At 48.6% G+C, this 25,687-nt stretch carries 20 protein-coding genes; 14 read left to right on the forward strand and 6 right to left on the reverse strand.

All coding sequences use genetic code 11. The features are described from left to right. Window positions 1-4 precede the first annotated feature (4 nt). From FGI41_RS15095 to FGI41_RS15140, 10 genes are all read left to right on the forward strand, one after another. The gene (locus FGI41_RS15095) at window positions 5-1,687 is read left to right on the forward strand and encodes a sensor histidine kinase (protein WP_139491181.1); all 1,683 of its coding nucleotides are present in this window, start codon (window positions 5-7) and stop codon (window positions 1,685-1,687) included. Next, window positions 1,659-3,239 (forward strand): helix-turn-helix domain-containing protein, encoded by a 1,581-nt coding sequence (locus FGI41_RS15100; RefSeq protein WP_139491182.1) that lies wholly within the window; start codon window positions 1,659-1,661, stop codon window positions 3,237-3,239. The genes FGI41_RS15095 and FGI41_RS15100 overlap by 29 nt, the downstream gene beginning before the upstream one ends. Before the next feature lie 165 nt (window positions 3,240-3,404). After that, window positions 3,405-4,505 (forward strand): D-xylose ABC transporter substrate-binding protein, encoded by a 1,101-nt coding sequence (xylF, locus tag FGI41_RS15105; RefSeq protein WP_139491183.1) that lies wholly within the window; start codon window positions 3,405-3,407, stop codon window positions 4,503-4,505. A gap of 141 nt (window positions 4,506-4,646) precedes the next feature. Continuing rightward, window positions 4,647-6,164 carry a xylose ABC transporter ATP-binding protein gene (locus FGI41_RS15110; RefSeq protein ID WP_139491184.1) on the forward strand — a complete coding sequence of 506 codons (1,518 nt, stop codon included), beginning with the start codon at window positions 4,647-4,649 and terminating at the stop codon, window positions 6,162-6,164. Window positions 6,165-6,167: 3 nt separating this feature from the next. Continuing rightward, window positions 6,168-7,337, forward strand: coding sequence for a sugar ABC transporter permease (locus tag FGI41_RS15115; protein ID WP_139491185.1), 1,170 nt, complete (start codon window positions 6,168-6,170; stop codon window positions 7,335-7,337). 704 nt (window positions 7,338-8,041) lie between these two features. Beyond that, window positions 8,042-8,779 carry a tyrosine-type recombinase/integrase gene (locus FGI41_RS15120; protein WP_255298476.1) on the forward strand — a complete coding sequence of 246 codons (738 nt, stop codon included), beginning with the start codon at window positions 8,042-8,044 and terminating at the stop codon, window positions 8,777-8,779. A gap of 55 nt (window positions 8,780-8,834) precedes the next feature. Next, window positions 8,835-10,112, forward strand: coding sequence for an SH3 domain-containing protein (locus tag FGI41_RS15125; RefSeq protein WP_139491187.1), 1,278 nt, complete (start codon window positions 8,835-8,837; stop codon window positions 10,110-10,112). Between the two features lie 752 nt (window positions 10,113-10,864). After that, a complete protein-coding gene (locus FGI41_RS15130; RefSeq protein ID WP_255298481.1) occupies window positions 10,865-11,470 on the forward strand; it encodes a HEPN domain-containing protein in 606 nt (201 codons plus the stop codon). A gap of 390 nt (window positions 11,471-11,860) precedes the next feature. After that, window positions 11,861-12,292, forward strand: a complete 432-nt coding sequence (locus FGI41_RS15135) for a site-specific integrase (RefSeq protein WP_139491189.1) — start codon at window positions 11,861-11,863, stop codon at window positions 12,290-12,292. Between the two features lie 12 nt (window positions 12,293-12,304). Then, window positions 12,305-13,507 (forward strand): hypothetical protein, encoded by a 1,203-nt coding sequence (locus FGI41_RS15140; protein ID WP_139491190.1) that lies wholly within the window; start codon window positions 12,305-12,307, stop codon window positions 13,505-13,507. Between the two features lie 675 nt (window positions 13,508-14,182). On the opposite strand, the gene FGI41_RS15145 is transcribed toward FGI41_RS15140, so the two are convergent. Together FGI41_RS15145 and FGI41_RS15150 are read right to left on the reverse strand one after the other, a co-directional pair. After that, a complete protein-coding gene (locus tag FGI41_RS15145; protein ID WP_139491191.1) occupies window positions 14,183-15,613 on the reverse strand; it encodes a sensor histidine kinase in 1,431 nt (476 codons plus the stop codon). Beyond that, complete coding sequence (locus FGI41_RS15150; protein WP_139491192.1) at window positions 15,603-16,322, reverse strand: response regulator transcription factor; 720 nt, start codon at window positions 16,320-16,322, stop codon at window positions 15,603-15,605. The genes FGI41_RS15145 and FGI41_RS15150 overlap by 11 nt, the downstream gene beginning before the upstream one ends. A 177-nt stretch (window positions 16,323-16,499) precedes the next feature. Here FGI41_RS15150 and prfB point away from each other — a divergent pair. Next, window positions 16,500-17,622 (forward strand): peptide chain release factor 2 gene (prfB, locus tag FGI41_RS15155; RefSeq protein WP_139491193.1). Its coding sequence is split into 2 segments (ribosomal slippage): window positions 16,500-16,580 and window positions 16,582-17,622, totalling 1,122 coding nucleotides; the frame shifts between segments, so codons are not numbered across the junction. A 76-nt stretch (window positions 17,623-17,698) separates the two neighbouring features. Here the strand turns inward: prfB and FGI41_RS15160 are convergent. From FGI41_RS15160 to FGI41_RS15175, 4 genes are all read right to left on the reverse strand, one after another. Then, the gene (locus tag FGI41_RS15160; protein ID WP_139491194.1) at window positions 17,699-18,949 is read right to left on the reverse strand and encodes a PqqD family protein; all 1,251 of its coding nucleotides are present in this window, start codon (window positions 18,947-18,949) and stop codon (window positions 17,699-17,701) included. 41 nt (window positions 18,950-18,990) lie between these two features. After that, window positions 18,991-20,166, reverse strand: a complete 1,176-nt coding sequence (locus FGI41_RS15165) for a HesA/MoeB/ThiF family protein (RefSeq protein ID WP_139491195.1) — start codon at window positions 20,164-20,166, stop codon at window positions 18,991-18,993. A 330-nt stretch (window positions 20,167-20,496) separates the two neighbouring features. Continuing rightward, window positions 20,497-21,606: a HesA/MoeB/ThiF family protein gene (locus FGI41_RS15170; RefSeq protein ID WP_255298477.1), complete on the reverse strand. Its 1,110-nt coding sequence runs from the start codon at window positions 21,604-21,606 to the stop codon at window positions 20,497-20,499. A 1,462-nt stretch (window positions 21,607-23,068) separates the two neighbouring features. After that, window positions 23,069-23,578: a CBO0543 family protein gene (locus FGI41_RS15175; protein WP_139491197.1), complete on the reverse strand. Its 510-nt coding sequence runs from the start codon at window positions 23,576-23,578 to the stop codon at window positions 23,069-23,071. 144 nt (window positions 23,579-23,722) lie between these two features. Here FGI41_RS15175 and FGI41_RS15180 point away from each other — a divergent pair, with 144 nt between their 5' ends. The 3 genes from FGI41_RS15180 (at window position 23,723) to argC (ending at window position 25,667) form a co-directional block, all read left to right on the forward strand. Then, a complete protein-coding gene (locus FGI41_RS15180) occupies window positions 23,723-23,992 on the forward strand; it encodes a YciI family protein (protein ID WP_139491198.1) in 270 nt (89 codons plus the stop codon). A 72-nt stretch (window positions 23,993-24,064) separates the two neighbouring features. Further along, window positions 24,065-24,490: a c-type cytochrome gene (locus FGI41_RS15185; protein WP_139491199.1), complete on the forward strand. Its 426-nt coding sequence runs from the start codon at window positions 24,065-24,067 to the stop codon at window positions 24,488-24,490. Window positions 24,491-24,626: 136 nt separating this feature from the next. Then, the gene (gene argC / locus FGI41_RS15190; RefSeq protein ID WP_139491200.1) at window positions 24,627-25,667 is read left to right on the forward strand and encodes an N-acetyl-gamma-glutamyl-phosphate reductase; all 1,041 of its coding nucleotides are present in this window, start codon (window positions 24,627-24,629) and stop codon (window positions 25,665-25,667) included. The last annotated feature ends 20 nt before the right edge of the window (window positions 25,668-25,687 follow it).

Raw genomic sequence — 25,687 nt, forward strand, 5'->3', positions numbered from 1 at the left:
AACGATGCGGGTGATTCGAACCATTCGAACGAAGCTGTTGGCGGCGTTTTTGGTGATCATTATTACGCTGATCCAGGTATCATACTTTTTGTATCATTCTAATCAAATCTATATCAACGATTATGACGAGATTCTGCGCCGGTTTCTGCTGCTCAATGAAATCACGCAGACCTCACGTGATATGAGTAAGACCGTCGCCATGCAGCTGCAGAACCCGGGCCCGCGCTATCTGAGTGAATATGCCGCGCTTAAGCAGACGCTGCTGACCGATCAGGGGAAGATTGGGACGTTTTTTACCGATCCGAATAATCAATTGGCTGTAAATAACTATAAAAATATCATTACGAGTTACATCGAACTGGCGGATATGGTGATCAGCCATAAGCAGCTGGAGGACACGGAGCGTTATGCAAAGGAGTATCAGGAGCTGGAGAACCTTAAGCGGTATTTGCAAGAGTACGCACAGAGCCTCTACGATATCGAATTGACCAACTACCATCGCTTTTATGCCGACACGGTGAAGGAAAACGAGTCTCTGCGCGAACTGAGCACGCTGATGATCATCTGTACGGCGGGATTTAGTATTTTGTTCGTCTTTTGGTTCTCGACGGGGATCAGCAGGCCGATTACCAGACTGGCGAATGCGGCGAAGCGGTCGTATCTGCGCAACGGGGTGTTTCATTTTCAGCCGGTCGAAGTGAACAGCGGGGATGAGGTGGAGATTCTGGCTCAGTCGTTCAACACGATGGGGCAGAACATTCAGCACATGGTCAGCGAGATGAACAACAAGGCTGAGCTGGTGATTCAGCTGCAAAAGCAAGAGGTGGAGAATCTGGAGGTCAACCATCTGCTCAAGGAGATGGAGCTGAAGGCACTGCAGAATCAGATTCACCCGCATTTTTTATTTAATACGCTGAATGTCATCTCCAAGCTGGCCTATATCGAAGGGGCGGAGCGGTCAAGTGAGCTGATGATCTCATTGTCCAACCTGCTGCGATACAATCTGCGCCGCATCGATGCTCCGGTGACGGTCTCAGAAGAGCTGAATCATGTGAAGGAATATATCCGGATTCAGGAGACGCGGTTCGGGGAGCGGGTACGCTTCGTCTGTGAGGCTGACCCGGCCCTGCTCGATGTGGAGATTCCGTGCCTGACGATACAGCCGCTGGTGGAGAATGCATTTATCCACGGGATTGAGGAGTATGAGGAAGGCGGGACGATCACGGTCAGGGTGTATCGGGAGAGTGGATGGAGTGGATTAGCAGGAGCGCATAGCGGAGTTGGCACAATGGACGGCAGGTATGAGACTGAGGCGACAGCATCCGCCGAGACAACATCGACTGAGACACCGGCCATCCGGACAAGTCCTACAGCCGTCGTCGAAATCTCAGACAACGGCCTCGGCATGAGCGAAGACACGCTGAAGCGCCTGATGCGGATGGAGCAGAACCAGCAGACAGGCGAGCCTAAGCGTGCGCAGGGGCATTCGACTGGGATTGGGCTGCGTAATGTGGTGAAGCGATTGATGTTTTTCTGTAAAAAAGAACAAGTCGAGCAAGTGATCCAGATCGAGAGTAAGGCCGGGATGGGGACGACGATCCGCCTGTTTTTGCCGCTCGATCCACCGATGGTGACAGAGATGAAGGAGGGGGCAGTCTATGAGCTTGAAGCTGATTCTCGCGGATGACGAACAGATCGAGCGCGAGGTTCTGAAGATGATTATTTCGCGGGCGTTGCCAGAGGTGACGATTGTGGCTGAAGCCAAGAACGGCAGACAAGCCGTCGAACTGGGACGTGAGCATCGACCTGACATCATGATGATGGATATCAAAATGCCGGGGATGGACGGGCTGACGGCGATCCGTGAGCTGCGTGAAGAGTTGCCTATGACCAAATTCATCCTCGTCTCTGCCTACGATTACTTCGACTATGCCCAAGAAGCGGTCAGTCTGGGGGTCAAAGAGTACGTGCTCAAGCCTGCCAGCAATCAAAAGGTGGTCGAAACCATCCAGCGTATCATCCAAGAGATCGAGCAGGAGCGCTCCCGCCATGAGGAGGAACAGCAGCTTCGGGAACGGCTGGCACAGATGCTCCCGCTGGTGGAGAACGAGCTGACCACCCTGTTGATGCTCGATAACCAGCTCGACTCGTACCATACCTATGCCGATGTGCTCCAGCTCTCTGAGGTAAAAGGCTTCGCGATCGTCGCGGCCTTTCACCCGGTAGAGGAGTGGATGAAGGAGGCAGACCCGGCTCTTTTTCATCTAGAGAAGCAAGCCTGCTATGACAAGCTGCGCGAAAAAGCCAAGGAGTGGGCGGACTGTCTGGTCAGCCCGATGCTGTGGCAGCAGACCACTCTGTTCGTGCTGACAGATGAGGGCAGACAGGCTGAGTACTCTGCACGGGTGGAAGCGATCAAGTTGGCGCGGCGTCTGGCCAATCTGTTTGCCCAAGGGCCTGTCCGCGTGCGGTTTGGTATCGGAAACCGCTATGACGGCTTTGACGGTTTGCAGAAATCGTATCAGGAGGCTGTCATGGCGGTTAAGGACCCGTCCGTGCCTGCCGTGGTGCATCACTATGCCGACTTGCCGCTGACCGTGAAGAGCTATGACTATTCCTTCGAGCAGGAGCGGGTGCTGCTGGAGAAGATCAGACTGGGACGGACCGAAGAGAGCCTGCTTTTGTTCCACCGCATGCTGGAGGCGGCAAGCCAAGCCTCACAGGGCGAGATCCGCTATGTTCGCCGATTTCTGATCGAGTGCCTGACCGTCATCTCCCGCGTGGCACTGGACTATCAGCTGTCACTGACGCAATTCTCGCAGTATTCCTTTGACACGATCACGACGGTAGCGGAGGCGAGACAGACGGGAGAGTACTGGATTCGCCAGATCAGCGGCCAGATCAACGAGGAGCGCTCGCGTAAAATGGGCAATGTGCTCGAACAGGTAAAAGACTACCTCCAGCGCAACTACTCCAAAGATATCAAGCTCGAAGAAGTGGCCGAGCAGTTCCACCTCAGCCCCTACTATCTCAGCAAGATGTTCAGCCAGCAGTGCGGCATCACCTTCATCGACTACCTCACCCAGCTGCGGATCGAGCAGGCCAAGCGCTACCTCGCCCACTCGGAAAAAGGATTAAAAGAAATCGCCATCGAGGTCGGATACGCCAACCCGAACTATTTTAGCCGGGTGTTCAAAAAGGTAACAGGACAAGCCCCCAGCGAGTACAGACGGGACTAGCACAAAATAGTGCAGAAGATAGCAAAAAAGGATAGAAGATTCTTGCTATGAAAGCGCTCTTTTTACGATAAAGTAGTCAATGTAAACGATTACAAAACAGATCGACTGAGACTTCAAGACAACCAAAATCGAAATAGACGATACGTAAAAAGGGAGAGGGTTTTCATGAAAAAGAAAAGCTATAAACTGATCTGGAACGTTGCAGCCACATCTGTACTCGCACTGGCTCTTACCGCATGCGGACAAGGCGCTGTCTCTGAAAATGTCCAACAAGGCGGCGCAGGCGGTGCCACCGGCAAAGACGACGGCAAGCTCGTCATCGGCTTCTCCATGGACACGCTCAAAGAAGAGCGCTGGCAGAAAGACCGTGAACTTTTTGAAGCAAAAGTAAAAGAACTCGGTGCAGAGGTACTGACCCAGGCAGCGAATGGCGATGACGCCAAGCAGCTGGCCCAAGCAGAAAACCTCATCTCCCAAGGTGTCGACGTGCTCGTAGTCGTACCGCACAACGCCGAGGCAACAGCTGCCATCGTAGAAAAAGCACATGCAGCAGGCATCAAGGTCGTCTCCTATGACCGCCTGATCAAGAACTCCGAAGTAGACCTCTACGTTTCCTTCGATAACGAAAAAGTAGGCGAAATCCAAGCGAAGGCCATCATCGAAAAAGCACCGACCGGCAACTATGTCTACATCGGTGGTGCTGATACGGACAACAACGCGGTTCTGTTCCGCAAAGGCGCGATGAACATTCTCGAGCCACTCGCCAAGGAAGGCAAAATCAACATCGTCTTCGATCAGTACTCCAAAGACTGGAAGCCAGAAGAAGCACTCAAAAACATGGAGAACGCTCTAACCGCCAACAGCAACAACATCCAGGCCGTAGTCGCAGCCAACGACGGTACAGCAGGCGGTGTCATCCAAGCGCTCACCGCACAAGGTCTCGTCGGCAAAGTACCGGTATCCGGTCAAGACGCGGAGCTGGCTGCCCTGCAACGCATCGTCGAAGGCAAACAGACCATGACCGTCTACAAACCAATCAAGAAGCTGGCAGACACTGTAGCCGAGCTCTCCGTCAAGCTGGCGAAGAACGAAGCGGTAGAAGCACCTGCCAAAGTCAACAACGGCAAAATCGATGTGCCATCTCTCCTGCTTGAGCCAGTCGCGGTCAACAAAGACAACGTGGCAGACACTGTCGTCGCAGACGGCTTCCACAAGCTTGAGGACGTCTTCAAAAACGTGCCACAGGATCAATGGCCGAAAAAATAGATTCGTGACCAGCATACATGGACGAGAAAAGACCGTCAGCTACGGCGGTCTTTTTGTCCGCACGAAACAAGGCGTATCGAAAGAGAAGGCGGTGCCAAGGAAAGCACCAGCTGTCACAACATGTAACAGGAGGGGTGGTTCATGAAGACCTACGCACTCGAAATGGAGCACATCACCAAAGAATTCCCCGGCGTCAAAGCATTAGATGCCGTTAGCTTTCAAGTCCAATCCGGTGAGATTCACGCCCTCTGCGGGGAAAATGGTGCGGGCAAATCCACACTGATGAAGGTGTTAAGTGGTCTCTACCCGGCTGGAACCTATGACGGGACGATCAAGATCGACGGCGAGCCGAAGCGTTTTGCTGCAATCAAGGATGCGGAACAGGCAGGGATCGCAATCATCTACCAAGAGCTGGCATTAGCCAAGGAGCTGACTATCGGAGAGAACATTTTTCTCGGGCGTGAACCGCGCAGAGGATTTGGGATCGACTGGGATCAGCTGTATTATGAAGCACGCAAATGGCTGGAGCAGGTTGGGCTTCATTTTTCACCGGACACCATGGTAGGTGCACTCGGGATCGGACAGCAGCAGCTTGTCGAGATCGCCAAGGCCCTGTCCAAGGATGCCAAAATCCTGATCCTCGACGAGCCGACTGCCGCCCTGACGGAAAGCGAAGTAGAGACGCTCATGGGCATCCTGCGTGACCTGCGCCGACGCGGTGTCACCTGCATCTATATCTCTCACAAGCTCAATGAAGTGTTCGCACTCGCTGACTCGATCACCGTCCTGCGCGATGGCAAAAGTATCGCCACCCGTCCGGCAAGCGAGCTGGATGAAAACAAAATCATCTCTCTGATGGTAGGCCGCGATCTGACCGAGCTGTTCCCACGTGTGGAGCATACACCGGGAGAGGTCGTGCTGGAGCTAAAGAATTTCACCGCTTATGATCCTGAAAATCCGAGTAAGGCTGTAATTCGAGATATTAGTTTGAATATTCGGAAAGGTGAGATCGTCGGGATTGCCGGACTGATGGGGGCAGGACGTACCGAGCTGGCTACCGCGATTTTTGGCGCATGGGAAGGCAAGAAGACAGGCGAGATGCTGGTAGACGGCCAATCTGTCCACGCGAAAAGCACGCTGGACGGTATCAAGCACGGCATCGCTCTCGTGTCAGAGGACCGCAAGCGCTACGGTCTTGTGCTCGACCAGTCGATCAAAAACAATATCAGCTTAGCCAGCCTCAACCGACTGTCCACATCCTCTGTGATCGACGCCAATGAGGAAATCCGCCAGAGCAACCACTATGTCAAGGAATTGCTGATCAAGACACCGTCCATCGAGACAGCGGTCGGCACTCTGTCAGGGGGCAATCAGCAGAAGGTCGTTCTCGGCAAATGGCTGCTGACTGAGCCGAAGCTCTTGATCCTCGATGAACCGACACGCGGCATCGACGTAGGAGCCAAGTACGAAATCTACAACCTGATGAACCGTCTGGTAGCAGAAGGTATGGCGATCCTGATGATCTCCTCCGAGCTGCCCGAGGTACTTGGGATGAGCGACCGCATCTACGTGATGAGCGAGGGAGCCGTCACAGCAGAGTTCGATTGGCGTGACGCTACACAAGAGAATATCATGCAAGCCGCAACAGGAGGGAGATAAACGATGAAAGCAGAACTGACCAAAGCACCGGGAACGGACAAAAAGCTCCAACTGTTCGGCAAACCGGATATGCGTACCTATACCATGATTTTTGCCCTGATTGCCATTTGGGTGCTGTTTACGTTTTTGAATGATACTTTTTTGACAGCTCGGAACTTATCCAACCTGTTCATGCAGATGTCTGTTACCTCTATTCTAGCGATTGGGATGGTCCTGATTATCGTAGCAGGACACATTGACCTCTCCGTAGGCTCGATTGTCGGTCTGACCGGCGGGGTGGCCGCGATTCTGCAGGTCTGGTTCGGGATGGACACTGGGACTGTGATCGTCGCGACACTGGTCTTGGGTGCATTGATCGGCCTCTTGCAGGGGTGGATCGTCGCCTATCAGGCTGTACCCGCCTTCATCGTCACGTTGGGTGGGATGATGGTGTTTCGTGGGATTCTGATGGGGATTACGGATGGTACCACAGTTGCTCCGCTGACAGGCATGTTCAAGATGGTCGGGAACGCCTACCTGCCTTTTGCTGTAGGATACGGTTTGGCAGCCATCGCGATTGTGTGGACAGTATTCTCCACTCTTCGCAAACGTCAGTCCCGTATCAAGTATGGCTTTGATGTACCACCATTCTCCGCAGAAGTAGGCAAGCTTGTCCTGCTCGCGGTGCTGATCGGACTCTTCGCGTTTGTGATGAACTGGTACAAAGGGATTCCGTTCCCGCTCGTTATCGTTGCGGGCTTTGCGCTGCTCTTTACCTTCCTCGCCAATCATACGCCGTTTGGCCGCTCGATCTATGCGATCGGCGGCAACAAAGAAGCGGCCCGTCTGTCGGGGATTAATATCAAGCGTAATACCCTGTTTATCTTCGTACTGAGCGGTCTGTTGTCTTCCATCGCGGCGATTGTCCTGACCTCGCGTCTTGATTCCGCGACGATCAGTGCGGGGCAGAACTACGAGCTGGATGCGATCGCAGCCTGCGTCATCGGGGGCACAAGTCTGATGGGCGGCTCCGGTAAAATCTTCGGTGCGATCATCGGTGGATTGGTTATGGCGAGCTTGGATAATGGGATGAGCTTGATCAACCTGGATTCGTTCTGGCAGTACATTGTAAAAGGCTCGATTCTTGTGTTGGCGGTGTGGGTGGATATTCGCAGTCGCCGTCAGAAGGCGTAGGAAACGAATACAAATCGTTACAGTGTTAGCGAGATATTAGTTGGTTCGTCAGTTACTCTGTAAAACGAGAAAATTACAACTACTGATGGTGACTATGTTAACTAACCTACGGTATCGTTAATATAACTGGCATCCTTTCTGTATCTTTGTTTGTATGCTGGTTTGATGGAGTAAGCATTCGATGTCTTATGGCAGCGAGTGCTTCTTTCATTTTCTAGAACAAGAATTGTATAAATTTGTTCAATGTATTCTGGACATGTATGATATGGGCAACATTCCAAAGCTCCGTTCATGCCGGAATCTACAGATGCGATGTAAGGGAAGGATAAATAATACTTGAATATTGGAGTTGTAACAGAACTTAGTTTTTGTTACGGGTTTTGGTATTATTGAGGAAAATCCCCCGCGTCAGATCAACATCGGGCAAGACGGCACATTCAAAATGAGAGCCAAAAACTCGTAACAGAAAATTTTTAGAGTGAAAGGAGCATGTGACATGAGTGTAGTTCCGTTTCGAAAGCCGGGTTCTTACGTCGATGACTACATAACCGATTTTATTCTGGCCCACCCGCGCTTCAGCGAGGGAACGGTGGATGCTTACCAGCGGGCCATTCGGCAGTTTGGTGATTGGCTTACGCAGCGTCCCGGTTCGGGCGGGACCTTCCGACCGGAGGAGATCACGCGCACCGCGCTGGAGATATATTATGAAGGAACTCGCAGAGCAGGAGTACAGCATCAGCCACAGGAACCGGCTAAAGTCTGCGGTGAGCAAGTTTTCTGAGTGGCTGATAGAGAAGGGCGAGATGGCAAAAAATCCGGCAAGAGGAGTGGAAATACCGGCACAGCCTCTCATCGCTCCTCGTCACCTGTCCCCGGATCAGCGCTACGTGCTGCGTAATTTGGTTGAGCGGCAGGGAGACCCGCGAAGTGAGACGATTTTTGCGCTGGGGTACTGGGCTGGCTGCCGTGTCAGTGATGTATCCAGGCTGACGATGGCGAACTGCTATGTTGGACCGAAAGTAGGCTGGCTAAAAGTAGGGTTTAAAGGGGACAAGGAGCGGGAGATTGATCTGCTGAATGAAGTCCGGCGTCCGCTGTATGACTACCTAGAATCTCCGGCGCGGAGGGATCGCGAAAGTCCATACGTGTTCGTCTCGCAACGGGCTGACCGCCTGACCGAGCCTGGTATCCACCACTGGATGAGAACACTCAAAGCCAACGCGAAGAAGGACGAGTGGGAGATTATCCAGGACGTAACCTACCACGATCTGCGCCACGATTTTGCCCACCGCTGCCGTGAAGAAGGATGGACACTTGAGGAGCTGGCGTATTACTTGGGACACATCACGAAAAAGGGAACGCCGGCGATCCAGACAACGGCACGCTACACACAACCGAGTCGAGAGCAAATAAAGGAAAAATTGAAACTATTGCGGGGATAAGCCGTAAAAAGTAGATGGTGATTACTAACTATTATGTTCGGAGGATTTGATTATAATGAAGCGAGGGATAAATTACAATATTATTTCTAGTGGATTTAATACGTACAGACATACGATAAAAGAAATGAATGCGCTCCCCGAAGCAGTAAAAAGAGTAAATGCTCACATGAAGGCTATAGGAGGAGGTAGCGATGCGCTCCTTGAAGCAGCTCAAAGGAATGCTGATTACATGAAGATGGTTGGGAACAGAGATGCGCTTCTTGAAGCAGCTCAAAGGAATGCTGATTACATGAAGATGGTTGGGGGAAGAGATGCGCTCCTTGAAGCAGCTCAAAGGAATGCTGATTACATGAAGATGGTTGGGAACAGAGATGCGCTTCTTGAAGCAGCTCAAAGGACAGCTGATTACATGAAGATGGTTGGGAACAGAGATACGTTCCTTGAAGCAGCTAAAAGAGCAGATGTTGCTTACATAAGGTCTATAGGAGGAGGCGGAGATGCGCTCCTTGAAGCAGCTCAAAGGACTGTTGATTATATGAAGGTTGTTGGGGGAAGAGATGCGCTCCTTGAAGCATCTAAAAGGGCAGCTGATTACATGAAGGTTGTTGGGGGAAGAGATGCGCTCCTTGAAGCAGCTAAAAGAGCAGCTGATTACATGAAGGCTGTTGGAGGAAGTGATGCGCTCTTTGAAGTAGCTAAAAGGGCAGCTGATTACATGAAGGTTGTTGGGGGAAGAGATGCGCTCCTTGAAGCACAAAATCCAGTAGCGCAATTGGAAACAGATGTTGGAATAATAAGGAATATAGATCAAGTAACAAAGAAAGAATCTCATGCTAAAGAGACTAATGAGAGCACTGAAAGATTCTCAGCCGATGATATTGAGCAAATGAAAGAGTTATTTAAAAGCGTTTTGGAGGAAAGTGGGCTTTTATCTAACCAAGCCACCATCAAAGAAGGAGTCGACAATTTAGTAAAAGAACAGAAAAAGGCCCAATTAATTAACTTTATTATGGGTATTATTGTGAATATTCTCTCTTTTTATATTACTTTGCTCCTCCCGGTATCCCCCATAACTGAGCCAAATCAAATATCAACGAACGAATCAGTTACAGTGGTTAATAAGGAATATCTCCAGTATGGTTTTGTCACCTCTAAATCATTGGTTTTACGACAAGGTGCACATCATAAATCAAGATCAATCGGTGAATTGACCCAGGGGACCATTGTTAAAATCATCGAAAGAAAAAAAGACTGGACCCTTGTTGAATGGAAGGAGGATGAAGCTAGCATTAGCGGTTGGGTTTATACAAGATATGTCACGAAGTTTAAGTAAACATCAACAATCAATTTAGTTGCAAGGAAAGTCATTACGGATTCTCAGATTGGTTCCATGAGATGAGCGAGCAGAGAAATCCGCTCAGTTAGATAAAAGGGACGGTACCCAAGATTAAGATCTAATTATTACAAGCCGGTTCCATTGCGAGCAGGCTTGTTTATTTACGTCCGTAAAAGGTATACCTTCTTGGACAGTCTAGAGGAGATTGATAGTAAACATTTGTAATGTTGGTCGGCCTTTAATGGTGTCCAATGAGCTATACGTCTACTAATTTAAATGTCACATAGGTGTAGAGTGTTGCATTCAACCCTATTTTCAGGAAAGTCAAGGGTTTTCTCAGACGAAAGTGCGAAAAAGTGCCATTTTGATTGCAACATATTTTTTGGTTGTCATATTTTTGGCGTCAACCAAGCACGCAAAAAAAAACGTGATTCCGTTTTATCTGGTTGACAAAAGGTGGTGGGGGCACATTTTGTTAAAAAGTATGTTGACAGTTCGGAATCCAAACAATACCTATTAGTTTACGAACAGGTGTTAATGTATAAAAGTGGAGTTGATTTCACACAATATGCTATGTCCCGAAATGGTTGATTTTAGGATTAGTCAAAAGACGCACTCGCTTAGTCCTCTGAATATTGGATTTTGGCTGAGAAGGTATTAAATCAATAAATCTGCTGAATAATAGGGGGAATCATCCAACGCTGACAAGCTCGAAAGCTAAAGAAGTTTTTAACACAAATCTTGAAGACATTGAACAACTATTGACATTACACGAGCAGATAGGTGGAACTGACAAGGGCAGACGTGACCTCGAAGTGCTAAACAAAAGTGCTGTTGTACTCTTGACTGCATGTTGGGAAGCTTATATTGAGGATCTGTGTAAAGAGGCATTTTTGTACATGCTTTACAATTGTGAGTCTTACACTCAAATTTCAGTTGGGATTAGAGAGGAGGTCGGGGCCAAATTAATATCAGGGGATGTTTGGTCAATTGCTGGGGATGGTTGGAGAAAGGTAATTGAAGAGCATGTAAAGGAAGCATTTATCAACGAGATTGACGAAAAGTTTCATACACCGCGTTCTTACAACGTGAAGCTGCTGTTGAAAAAGTATCTTGGAATTGGCGATATCACTAGAGCCTGGTACTGGCAGAAAATGTCCACTAGTCAAGCGGTTAAAAAGTTGAATGACATGATTACGATCAGAGGCGGTATAGCTCACCGAGTAAAGGATCCAAATCTAGACATCAATATTCAAAAACAACACGTCATACGTTATATGAAGCATATTGAAACACTTGTCGAAAAGACAGAAAGTGCTGTTCAAATACACGTGAAGCAAACGTTGAAAAAGTAACCCATGCCAAAGCATTATCTCATGAGTCAGTTGCTCTCTTGAGGTAATGCTTTTTGCTTTAGCCGATCATCTGAAGACGCTGACAACATTCCTTTCCAGAGTGGGATATTCGATAAATAAACTCACCACATAACATAGATTATGATGAATAAAACTTCAGAGTCTTGTGTTGTACTGGAAACATAATGTGAAAATCAGGTGTGTTTCGGGGGCGGGAAATGAAACGTTAACTCGCAACATAAGATTAAGAGTTTTGATTGTCATGCTGAATGAGTTTGAAACCTTCCTTCGGGAGAAGGGAAAAGCGGAAAATACCATTGGGGGATACATAAGCGGTCTGGAACCTGGAACTCTTTTTTCGGGACACCTAAAATAAACTGGGGGGCGTTAGTGACGGAGCCGGATGTGTGGAAGTGGATCAGCGGCTTGCTGCATCCAAAAGAGGGGAAGCCGTTGGCCGTCATTTCGATTAACCGGAAGCTGAACGCCTTGCTCAGCTTTTTTTCCTGGGGAGTACGGGAGAAACGATTCAGCATGAATCCTATGACCGACATCCAGGATGTTCGGACGGCGGATGAAGAGAGCGAAAATATTATGTGGCTCAGTGAGGAGGAATTTGAGGCTTATCTGGATCGCATGAAGAAAGCCCCGGTTAAAAGCAGAGGGGGCATTTTGGCACGATCTCTTTTTGATACCGGATCTGAGAACGCGTTAGTAAAGTATTACACTGATGTAACACTTAAGAAGAATAATAACTATCATTTATTTACAATTAAGGTAAAATTAACTATAATCCTAAATATACCATTATTTACAAAATAGGAGATGTGTTACATGATCAAAAAAACAGGCTTACTTTCCTTAGTATTAATGACCGGATTAGTTGGTCAAACAAACGCTGCTGAACTTAATTCTGACAGTATTGAGGTTCCAGAAGGGGTTGAAGTGCCTTTATCTGATGACATTCAAAACAATCCAAGTGAACTTCCTGAATACGTCAAAGAGTACATTAAAAAGCGGAAGAAAAATATTTCCCCCGAACAAAACGTGATCACACCTGATTATACATTAGGCGTTACCTTTGAACGGATGGGAGCGCGTTATATCTACTCTAATTCACCAGAGCCAATTCTTGGATCACATATTACCAATTCCCAAGGTGGTTCCTTTACGACAGAAACTACTATCAGTTCCTCTGCAACTTATGTGGCGGATTTTTACCATCATAACAACTCAAGTGTTAGTGGAGTAAAACTGGGAATTGCAGTTAAAAACACCAGTTCTTCTCCCGTCACCTTGTTTATTAATGAAAAAGCTATCAGTAGTGCAGGCTACACAATTGATATGGCTGCACCTGTTGAAGCAAATTATGGGAAAAGCACCAATTATGAATCGTATACGATCAATCCAGGTGAAACGAGAGTCATGATGAGCACCTCTCTTACAAACGGATATATTGGTAACGGGAAAATTAAATTTTCTGCGAATGCAAATGGTTTAAAAGCGAGAATTTATTTTGCACATCCAAATACCTCGAATACCAATATCTTCAATTTCCCTCAAGCTACGATTTCAAGGTATGATTTTACGAGCGCTACTTTTGATAATAGTGCTCGTTACGCATGGATTGATGCAAACACCTATTATCCTAATAACCACACATTCTACTTTTCCAGTTACAATCAACAGGGTAACAGTTATGAATACGAGCAAGCTAACACTTCCGGAAACACGGTACTGGGTGCAACTGATTTGGACGGTAATTACGGAGTAGAGTATTGGACGGGTGTGAAAAATGCCTATGGTAGAACCCTTAGAATATATCCAAACCTAACTTCCCCTTCAAGTTGCTACGGAGGAGGAGCAAGAATTGCACTTTGGACACCAGCTAACGGTTGGTTCACGACTACCAAGATTACAACTGCGGGGAACTATTGGTCAATGGCGCTACCACCGGCTGATAGTGATGGTTACAGCTATTTTGGATACACTCTCCCAGGGGGTAACTGCGGTAACGTGAGATTTGAAATCCGCTAATTATAACAGACTCAAGTCGATTTTTCCTTCGCTAAGGAATCATCGACTTTTTCTGTTGTATCAAACGTTTGTAAATAACTCTTCATCTTGGGAGGTTCCTAGACTTCTTCCAGACGTCATATGGCCACGACAAAATATCCGCCGTCATCAAGCGGGATGTGGTAGGGTGGCAGGATGATCTGGTTGAGCGGGATCTGGCACTGGCGACCGTAAACAACCACATGGCCTCCCTATCCGTGCCTTCCAGCTCATCGAGGAGACGGATGCCAACAGCTACGAACTTCAGCGCCGATTGGGTCACCGCTCAGAACGGTACATACAGCGGTACAAAAATCCGCCAGAGGAAGTAGCAGCGGGGTACGTTGAGGATTTTTAAAAGGAAAGCAGATGCCCGGTAAGTGATGAAAATATGGCTAGTCATTTAAATGACGACAGTATTAAATATGAAGGAAAAGGAAGGGGCACAACTCCCTCTGCGAACCACAAGTGATCACAAAAATGGTAAGGGGTTTGCAAGTAGCTAGGCTCGTAATCTTATCACAAGTAAACTGGCCAACTTTTTCGTGATCGTTTACAAAGGCGATTTGTCTGGTAATTTATTAATAAATATGCTCTTTCGAAAAATGACTCTGGAACAATTCCAGAGTCATTTGATCTACAGTAAAAGCTATTAACTCACGATGCCACCAGCATCTCCCCACCCTTCGGCAGATGAATCGCAAAAATCGTCCGCTCCACCGAACTCTCCAACAGACACAGACTTCCACCATGCTTCTCCACAATCTTTTTCGAAATCGACAGCCCAAGCCCCGTTCCACCGTCACTTTTACGCGCAGTATCCCCACGGGTGAATGGGTCAAAGATATTCTGCCGGACATTCTCCGGTATCCCCACGCCGTCATCGCCGATCTCAATCTGAACCGAATCCTCCGTCTCCATCAGCTCAATCCGCAGCTTGGTGCCTTCCGGATTGTATTTCACTGCATTGGACAAGATGTTCGATACCGCGCGGGACAGCTGCTTCTGATCGATCGGGTACAGCACTTCCGTCTGCGGCAGATGGACATGCAGGTCAAAATTCTTTTCCTCCATCTCGTCAAAATGCCCCAGCACCATCTCGCGCAAGAATTCACAGAGATCCGCTTCCTGCGTGGAGAGGTGGTAATCGGAATCGTCCATCATCAAAAACTCAAACAGGGTGTTGATCAGACTGGTGACGCGGACCGATTTGTCATAGATCAGATTCAGGTAGCGCTGGGTTTTGTCCTTGTCATTGACCATGCCTTCATTGAGGGCACGGGCATAGCCTTGGATGCTGGTGATCGGGGTCTTGAGGTCATGAGAGATGTCGACGAGCATCCGCTGCTTGCTTTCCTCCAGCTTTTGATTTTCCTGCTCCGTCTTCTCCAGACGGTCGGCCATGTAGTTGAAGGCGTCTCGGATCTTGGCAAATTCGCTCTCCGCCTTGACATCGAGGACGAGGCGGGTGTCGTATTCTCCGTCCCTCATCTTTTTCAGCCCCTCGGTGATCGTCTTCAGCGGACGGCTGATCCGCTTGGCGGTCCAATGGCTGAACAGGAAGATCATCAGCGCGATGGGGATCAGCAGGATCGGGATAGCTTTGAGGATGGTGGTCGTCACCTCTGATACCGTCTGCTCGTAATTCTTGAACAGGTGGACCTGAATGGTGATCGAATCACGCGGGATTTTGACCAGACAGAGCAGTTCACGGCCGCGCGGGGTCGTAAACGGCGCGATCGAATAGTAGAATTCCTGTGATTCAGGATTGTCCAGCTTTTCGTACAGCTCCTGCTCGCTGTAGGTGTAGAGATCATCTTTTTTGACGCCGATGACGTGGATTACTTTTTTCTGCTCGTTGAGGATCTCCACCCAGCCGCCGCTTGGCTTGATGTCTTCGATGCTGATGTCGCGGTAGCTTTCGTTGACCAAGTCTTTGGCACGATAGACGGGGGAGACACCCTCTTTCATCCGCGAATCGATCTCAGAGAACAGATAGGTGAGGGCCGCCGTCAGGATCAGGCTGATCAGGATAATAAAGAACGTGTAGTTCCACATGAGGGTCGAGTGAATTTTTTTAGGTTTCATCGGACAACACCTGTTTTTCAAACTTGTAGCCGAGTCCGCGCACGGTCTTCAGATAAACCGGCTTTTTCGGGTCTGGCTCGATTTTGTCACGGATTTTGCTCATATGCACCATGATCGTATTGTCATCGCCGACGAATAAGTCCTCCCAGACGTTCTCAAAAATCTGCTTTTTGGTAAACACGCGGCCGGGCTGGTTCATCAGGAGGGCGATGATCTTGTACTCGATAGAGGTGAGCGGTACCTCTTCGCCTTGGCGGTAGAGCACGCAGCTGGACTTGTCCAGTGTCAGCTCACCCACTGAGATCGTATCTGGCGGTACATCCGGCTGCTGGGTCGCATTCAGCTGGTAAAAACGGCGCAGCTGCGCCTGGATGCGTGCCACCACTTCCAGCGGGTTGAACGGCTTGCTGATGTAGTCGTCAGCGCCGAGACCAAGCCCGAGGATTTTGTCATTGTCCTGTCCGCGCGCACTGAGGATGATGACGGGGATGTTATAGTCGCGGCGCAGGGTCTTGAGCAGCTGAAAGCCGTCCATCCGGGGCATCATCACGTCGATCACGGCCAGATCGATCTGGTTCTGCTGCAATTTTTCGTAGGCATCCTGTCCGTCATAAGCCTCGACGACGGAGAAGCCTTCTTTATCTACATAGAGCTTCAAGAGCTCCACGATCTCTTGTTCATCGTCTGCGATCAGTATGGTATGACTCAATGTAATACCTCCATATCCATTTGGAATCCATAGTAGCGCAATTACCTTTCTTCTATCTTAATCCAACCTTAAGAGTATCTGAAATTTTTTTGCCCCCGCAGTCGGTTGCACTCTCCCCGAAAGTAAGTACAATAATACATAACCCTAAAGACACATTGATAAGGTGGTTTGGAACGCATGGCTTTGATTGACATTGCTGATGTGAAGCAAGAGCTATCGAGTATGGCTAAACGATTAGCGGATATCAGGGGGTCTCTTTGACCTCCCAGTGAAGCAAGAACGCATCGGGGAGCTGGAGGAGCGGATGCTCGCCCCTGACTTCTGGGATGACAACGATGCGGCACAGAAGACGATCAGCGAGATGAATGCACTCAAGAGTCTCGTCGAAAAAATGAGCAAGCTGGACTCCTCCTACGAGGACCTCCAGGTGATGCTGGAGCTGGTGATCGAAGAGGGAGAGGACTCCATGATCCAAGAGCTCTACGACAGCACCCAAGCGCTCAAAAAAGAATTCGAAAACTTCGAGCTGGAACTGCTCCTAAGCGACGAATACGATAAAAACAACGCGATCCTCGAGCTTCACCCAGGCGCGGGCGGTACCGAGTCCCAAGACTGGGGCGCGATGCTTCTGCGGATGTATACGCGCTGGGCCGAAGACAGAGGCTTCAAGGTGGAGACGCTTGACTACCTGCCGGGCGATGAGGCAGGCATCAAGAGCGTCACCCTTCTGATTAAAGGGCACAATGCCTACGGCTATCTCAAAGCGGAAAAAGGCGTACACCGTCTCGTCCGAATCTCTCCATTCGACTCATCCGGACGCCGTCACACCTCGTTCGTCTCCTGCAACGTCCTGCCTGAGATCGAGAACGATAATGAAGTGAACATCCGCTCCGAGGATCTCAAGATCGACACCTACCGCGCCAGTGGAGCAGGTGGTCAGCATATCAATACCACTGACTCGGCTGTACGGATCACGCATTTGCCGACCGGTGTCGTCGTGACCTGCCAGACCGAGCGTTCCCAGATCAAAAACCGTGAGCGCGCGATGAAGATGCTCGCCGGTAAACTGTTCGAAAGAATGCGCGAAGAGCAGCAAAAGACGCTTGATGCTATCCAAGGGGAGCAAAAGGATATCGGCTGGGGCAGCCAGATCCGCTCCTACGTCTTCCACCCATACAGCATGGTAAAAGACCACCGCACCAACACCGAGGTAGGTAACGTGCAGGCGGTCATGGACGGCGACATCGACATGTTCATCGATGCGTACCTGCGTTCCCAACTCAACTTCGACGAAAAATAAACAACCCCTTTACCCAAAAAAAGGTCATGCATTCTGCCATATAGGCGCAATGCATGACCTTCTTGTTTTGTCATCGTTATTGTACGTCAGGAGCGTTCTGCATCATGTCGGCACGGTTCTGATTGGCACGGCGTTCTTTCCACGTCCGAAGCCATGACCAGCACAGGATACCGAACGGCACAAGCGCCAGTGTGGTCAGTAATACCCCGTCAAAGACCGCCCATGACAGAAGTGGCTGGCCCCGCGTCCCCATCCACATCAGCACCGCGAAGTCGATGAACTGACGCACGTTGAAGGCGATGAAATAGTAGATGGCCCAGACGAAACCGACGAGATAGACCAACCAGTACCAGCCGACCACTTTCTTTTCGTTCTCGGAGATGCCTTCCCATTCTTCTGCTTCGGCCTCGCTCCATTTGCGGTAGAACTTGCGGAGGTAGAGCGTGGTGTTGTCCAGCAGATTGTTACAGCTGTATTTGGTCGTGAACGCATAATAGATATCCGTTTTCATGAAAAACATGAATTGGAACGCAATTCCGTAGAAGAAGGTAAGATTAAGGATTTTGATCAGGCCAAGCGTGTCTGCAGATAAGCTCCACCAGCCCAGATCGTGAGCAAACAGGGCCCAGATCCCCACACTCATGAAGGAAGCATCCCACGCCATCCCGGCAAAATAAGCCCGATAACGTCTGGCTGGATCGACCAGAACGATGTTGGACATATTCGTCTCGGCCACCGGGAAAAACATGCGGTGGCTCAGTCCGATGCGGCTTCCGATCCCGAGAGAGCGGGCAGCCATCAGATGGGCCATCTCATGCAGGAACAAGAAGAACCATCCCAGAAAAATCGCAGCCAGCGCCGATACGGTGAGGGAGGAAGAGACGAAGATATCAGAGTAGAGCGGGAAGTACTTGCCGGTCGCAAGGATGATCCCGGCCCCGGATACCCCAACCGCACCATACAGCATATAGGCATATCGGTTGAACAAAAAGTTGCCCAGGCCCTCGGAGATCCAAGGGAAATGGTCTTTGATCTCCTCGGCTGTGTTGTATACGACACCATCTACAGAGTGGACGAATTGGTATTCTGTGATCAGATCACGGACGAAGTCAGCCACATCTACAGGCTCACCAAAACGCTCCTCCATGATCTGAGCCACTTCACCAATGGTCTTTCCTTCATCCAGCATTTCGATGATTTCCACGGCAAATGTCGGGAGTACGATGAAGTTGCTGATATCGGGACGACCGATCAGTGTCTCCTCATCGTTCTCTTGACGGTGCCTGAGGGGAAGCATTTTTACTAGACTGTCATTAGTCAGCTCCATGTCGGATCTTCCTTTCTGTTTTGCTTTCCATCTATCAAGAATTATCCTCTTGGAACAACCCCGCGTTTTTGGAATACCTCGGTATCTAATATGCGGAAGATTCGTTGGCTGGAATCTCCATGACCACAGGTAGGGCAATTCTCGATGTCGCGGTCGATTTCTTCCACAAGGTGCTTCTCGAACGTATCCATATTGAAGTAGATGACTTTATTTCTGGTCTGCATGTCGCCTTGCCCGGTTAAAAGCCGCGTAATTTCCGAACTGATCATTCCGGTCATCATCGACATATTCGCAGCGGTAGTGGCTGTAGGGCTGATAAAGTTGCGAATCATGCCCGCCTCCATCAGATCCTCGTAATCAGGAATCATACGGATGCGGTAGAGGTGGTTACAGTCCACACAGTTGGTTTCACCTGGGATGACGGAGAAGAGGGAGCCGATCGACAGATTCATTCCACCGCCGATAAAGGGAATTCCCATTTTGACACAAGCCTTGTTCACCCAGCGCTGGATGATATGAAACGGCTGATCGGCGGCAAGGACGACCAAATCACTTCCGGCAATCGCCTTTTCCACGACTTCTACTGAGTCGATCTCCATCACGAGAGTCTCTACCTCTACCGATGAGTTGAAGCGGTTGACGAAGCGTTTGGCCACTTCCACCTTCAGTTCACCAATATTCTCTTCGGTAAAGAGAAACTGGCGGTTGAGATTGCTCAGGTCCACTCTGTCAAAATCAACGAGTCGCACCGACTGTACCCCAAGCCCGACCAAATTAGCCAGAACCGATGAACCGAAACCACCCGACCCAAGGATGGTTACCTTGGCATTACAGATCTTGTGCTGAGAGAGGCTGGGTGGATGAGAAAGCCTTGATTGCAGCATAAAATAACGGATATTTGCTCTATATCGTTCCCGCTGTGTTTCATCCAGCGGTACGAAATGATCGATAGTATGGTCATACAGGAAGCCAAGCTCATCCAGTGTCTGGACAGCTTCTGTCACTTCATCTAAGGTCAGATAGGGATAAGTAGGTAAGAGTTCCTGATGCAATTCATCAATGGAGCGGCTGCCATCCATCAGGGAGATCATGTGGCGGATGGAACCGTCCGCGTCCTCCAATTCAACAGCGACTCTTGCCAATTCTCCGAGACGGAGGAGTCCGGGTTGGATTTCATAGCAGGGATGTATGGGTTTAAATAACGGTTTGCATTCCATCAGGCAGCACCTTCTATACCATAAAATTGGGGGTAAATATCTATGGGATAGTCAGGTGACTATCCCACGGATGTACGGTATCAAATTAATAGAGGGATGGCGGTGTAGCAGTTGTACGGATATCGTCTACTTTTTTCGCTTGGATTTTCATAGTGAAATCCTCCCTTCTTTATATGTATTTTTTAGTATTACTGTAATAATAGTACCATATTATTACAGGATTTAACAAGTGTATTCTAAAAATTTTTAAAAAATATTTTTTTCGAAATTAAATGTATATTCCTGTTTTCGATTATTGACTCCCACTGCGTGGCTTGCAGGAGCACAGAGCTACGCCCGCTTTACTACCCTGCGCTCATGGAAGGCGTCTTTCTCCAAAAGACGGAAGATTCGTTGATCCGGATCGCCATTTCCGCAGGTAGGGCAGTTTTCTACATCACGCTCGATTTCTTCTACATAGAATTTTTCGAACGTCTCCATGTTATAGTAGATGACTTTGCCGGCTGACTGTAATTCACCTGTGCCGCTCAGGAAGCGCATGGCCTCGGACGCGATCATACCCGCAACCATCATCAGGTTAGGTGCAGGAGTGGCCGTAGGAGGGATATGATTATTGATAACCCCTGCTTCGAGAATATCTACATAGTCAGGAGTTAAGTTGATCCGGTGCAGGTGTGTGCAGTCCGCACAGTTCGTAACACCTGGAATAATGGTAAAGAGGGTTCCGGTCGTAAGCAGAACCCCACCGCCAATGTAGGGGATGTTCTGATTGACACAAGCTATGTTGGCCCAGCGCTGCATCAGGTGGAATGGCTGGTCAGCAGCCAGAATCACCATATCGCTGCCCACGATTACTTCTTCAATGGATTCTACGGAGTCCAGCTCCAATACGATTGTTTCTATATGAACTGTAGAGTTAAAGCGGTTGACGAAGCTTTTTGCCACGTCGACTTTAAGCTCACCGATGTTTTCTTCAGCAAAGAGAATCTGACGGTTCAGATTGCTCAGGTCGATTCGGTCAAAGTCCACAATACGGATATGTTCAACACCAAGACCAGCCAAGCAGGCCAGGATGCAGGAGCCAAATGCCCCCATACCGAGAATGGTTACACGGGAGTTGCACACTTTTTGTTGAGCAACACTTGGTGGATTGGCAAGATTGGATTCCAATGCATAATAACGCATATTAGCTTTGTAGCGTTCACGTTGTGTCTCGTCAAGCGGAATGGATTGGTCCTTCGTGTAGTCGTAGAGAAACCCGAGTTCATCTATTGTTTGAACAGCTTCTGTGATTTCTTCGAGGGTCAGGTTCGGATAGTGAGCCAGCATCGCTTGATGAAGCTCAGGGATCGTACGGCTGCCATCCATCAGGGAAACCAGCTTGCGAATGGAACCGTCCGGATCTTCCAGTTCGACAGCGACTCCCGCAAGTTCTCCCATACGCACCAGTCCTGGAGTTATTTCATAGCAAGGATGAATGGATTTGAAAAAAGGTCTGCATTCCATTAATGATCACCGTCCGGTTTTAGAAAGTAAGCGAAGGATAGCCATATGACTATCCTTCGCAGTTAGAGACAATCACTGATTAAACAGAAGTAGTTGCGTTAGCAGTAGTGCGGACAGTTTCCACTTTTTTCGCTTGGATTTTCATGAAAAGTTCCTCCTCTCTATTGTCAGGATGATAAAAGCGTTTTCAAACGCTTATGTAGAGGATGATCGACAACGGATATACCTCCACGCCGGCGTTAGAGATTATACAGAAGTAGTAGCGTTAGCAGTTGTGCGCACGGTTTCTACTTTTTTCGCTTGGATTTTCATAATCGGTGACCTCCTCTCTGACTATAGTAGGATGAGGCAGGGATTATTAAACAGCGGCGATGCCTGCTGCTGCAGTAGTACGAACCATTTCTACTTTTTTCGCTTGGAGTTTCATAATCGATGACCTCCTCTCTGACTATAGTAGGATGAGGCAGGGTTTATTAAACAGCGGCACTGCTTGCTGCGGCAGTAGTACGAACCATTTCTACTTTTTTCGCTTGGATTTTCATAATCGGTGACCTCCCTTCTGACATGTAGTAGGATGAGGCAGGGTCAATTAAACAGAGGTACCGGTGCCTGCTGTTGCAGTAGTGCGAACCATTTCCACTTTTTTCGCTTGAATTTTCATAATTGGTGACCTCCCTTCTGACATGTAGTAGGATGAGGCAGGGTCAATTAAACAGAGGTACCGCCTGCTGCTGCAGTAGTGCGAACCATTTCCACTTTTTTCGCTTGGATTTTCATAGTTAATTCCCTCCTCAAGTTATGTGAGTTTTTTGAAATATCAAATCCTTATGTTCAGAAGATTTGATATATTCAGTTATTTAAAGAGAAAAATGGTTGAATTACACAGTTGCACCTGGAGCCGCTACAGTAGTGCGGATGGTTTCTACTTTTTTCGCTTGGATTTTCATAGTCAATCCTCCCTCAGGTTATGTGATATTTTGTGTTACTACCCATATTTTAACTTGGTTAAACTTGTAACGCAAGTACTTTTTTGAAAATTATTACAGTTTGGTATATTCAGTTTTTTACTGGAAAATCGTTGCATTACACAGAAGTACCGCCTGCTGCTGCAGTAGTGCGAACCATTTCTACTTTCTTCGCTTGGATTTTCATGTTATCACCTCCCTTAATATGAATTATTTGTTAATTACAATATTCATATTACATAATTTCCTTTTGATTTGCAATAATTTACTGAAAATTATTAATATTAACAATACGATGAATGTTAATGTTTGTAAATTGATTCTATCAGACAATATTTTTGAGGATATTAGAAATAGTGTATCAGGTCAGTTTTGGATACAAAAAGAGTCTGCACCACGGCTTACAAGAACGGAGAGTGCAGACGGATTTCTTAATACATCTTCAACGGGATATCGAACATCATCAGGAAGAAGGTCGCGATTCCTACCGAGATGATATAGGCAAGCAGTGGACGCACTTGATACAGACGAAGCATGGGGAACATGATACAGTCAAAAAACGCTGACCAAGCCAGATTCCAGCCGTATTGATAAATGATGCGGCCTGTCCATGCACCGATCAATTCCATCCCTACATAGATCGTTACCCATCTGAGCATAAACCGCACTTGCTTCCAAAAGGACTGTCCTTCAGGGTATTTGGATAAGTACAGCAAGGCTGTCGCCGGGAAGATGATAAACGTGTAGGCGATCTCAGTAGCGACGTGATCGGGAAATACATCTGGTTTGAGCTTCCAGAGCCAATGCTTATAAGTCAAAAAATTATAGGTAAGATTACCGAGCGCCATGTAAAGCATAACGGTGTGGTACTTTTCCCAGTTCCTCCAATCTGCCCACTTCCAGACCGCAAAAATGCACCAAAGGCTAAGTAAGAAATGCATGGTGATCCTCCAGTCGTGTTCCAAAAGGTATTACAATATGATGAACTGTGTCTGGCATCACTATTTCGTTGGTGATGTTATGATATACTTTTTTGAGTAAAAATAATCCACGACTTAACTTTTACTGGAAAGAAGGTGCAGTCTATGTTGTATGTAGCGATGTTGCCCATCATTGACCAAGAGTTGAATACCCGTACCCGTCCTGCCCATTTAGCATACATAAATGAATTGTTCTTAGAAGGAAAAGTGGTAATGGCGGGACCGTTCACCGACAAGCTCGGCGGAATGGTGATTTATAAGGCAGATTCAATGGAAGAAGCAAAGGCTTTGGCAGAAAAGGATCCAGCCGTGACAGAAGGGGCCCGCACCGTTGAAGTACGCGAGTGGAGTCCATTGGAATTTCCTCTCGGTTAATCGTTTGCGCCAGAGATTTTTGTGAAACACTAAGGTGGACAGTTATATGTCACCAAAGGAGGAAGAACAGACATGAAACGTTTTGCATCAGTATTCTTGGCTGGCGCGTTGGTGCTTGCACTGAGCGCGTGTGGCGGCGGTAACAACCAAGCCCAGCCAGAAGGTAACCAAAACCAACAACAACCAGCAGCAGGTGGCACGACCGGTGGCGAAGCTGGCGGCACGACTGGCGGAGAAGCAGGTGGTACAACCGGCGGCGAAACAGCAGCAGTAGACGCAGCAGCAGCAGATCAAGCGTACCAAGCGAACTGTGCGGCTTGCCACGGTAAAGAACTTGAAGGCGTAGTAGGTCCGAAGCTGTCTAACATCGGTTCCAAATACTCCAAAGATGACGTTCTTGGCATCATCAACAACGGTAAAGGTGGAGCAATGCCAGGCGGCCTCGTAAAAGGCGCGGACGCAGAAAACCTTGCTGCATGGTTGGCTGAGAAAAAGTAAGATGGTTTCAAACGAAGTAGTTGCGATTGTCTCATTCAAGGACAAGCGGCAACTACTTTTTTTATGCCTGCTGGTTGTATTTTTGATGAATTTTAATTATTATTTCTGTATAAATATTCGTAAGGGTGGGACGGAAATGGTTCGTGTAGGGATTGTGGGAGCGACCGGATACAGCGGTGTAGAGCTGATTCGGCTGCTTTCGGGACATCCAGAAGTGCATATTCATCGATTGTATTCAAGCTCGTCGGAAGGAACAGAATTGGCCGCGGGCTTTCCCCATCTGCAAAGCTTTCCTTTGCCTGCATTGGAATCGATTGACGCGGAAAAGATGGCGGAAGCCAACGACGTGATTTTTCTTGCAACTCCGGCTGGGGTGAGTACCAAGCTGTCGCCTGCATTGACCGGTGCGGGCGCGAGAGTCATTGACCTGTCCGGGGATTTCCGTCTTCGTTCGGGGGACGCTTACCGTCAGTGGTACCGCAAAGAACCCGCTGAGCCAAAGCATCTGGCACAGGCTGTATATGGACTGCATGAATGGAGACAAGAAGAGGTAGCCGCAGCTAAGCTGGTGGCGAATCCGGGCTGTTATCCGACCGCGACACTGTTGGCGCTTTTGCCGCTTGGTCTGTCGGGCTGGGTGCAACCGAACAGCTGGATTGTGGATGCCAAGTCGGGTGTATCAGGAGCGGGCCGTGGTGCATCACTTGGGGTCCATTACAGTGAAGTGAATGAGAACTTCGCCGCGTATAAGGTGGGGCAGCATCAGCATACACCAGAGATTGAGCAGGAATTGGCCGCACAGATTGGGGCGGAGATGCTGGTGCAGTTTACACCGCATTTGGTACCGATGACGAGAGGGATTTTTGTCACGGCCTACGCGCAGTTGAATCAAGATGTAAAGCTTGATCAGATTCAGGCGTTGTATGAAGAGACGTATGCAGGCAAGCCGTTCGTGCGGGTACGCCAGCCGGGCAGCTATCCACGGACAAAAGAAGTGTATGGCTCCAACTATTGTGACATCGCGGTGCACCTCGACGAACGTACCGGACGGGTGATCCTGCTGTCCGTCATTGACAATGTGGTCAAGGGAGCGGCTGGGCAGGCGATTCAGAATATGAATACGATGCTTGGAATGCCTGAGACGATGGGCCTTTTGAATCGACCAGTATTTCCGTAAAAAGAGACAGGAGTGGATAG

The organism is Brevibacillus dissolubilis, assembly GCF_006170445.1.
Lineage (GTDB): Bacteria > Bacillota > Bacilli > Brevibacillales > Brevibacillaceae > Brevibacillus_B > Brevibacillus_B dissolubilis.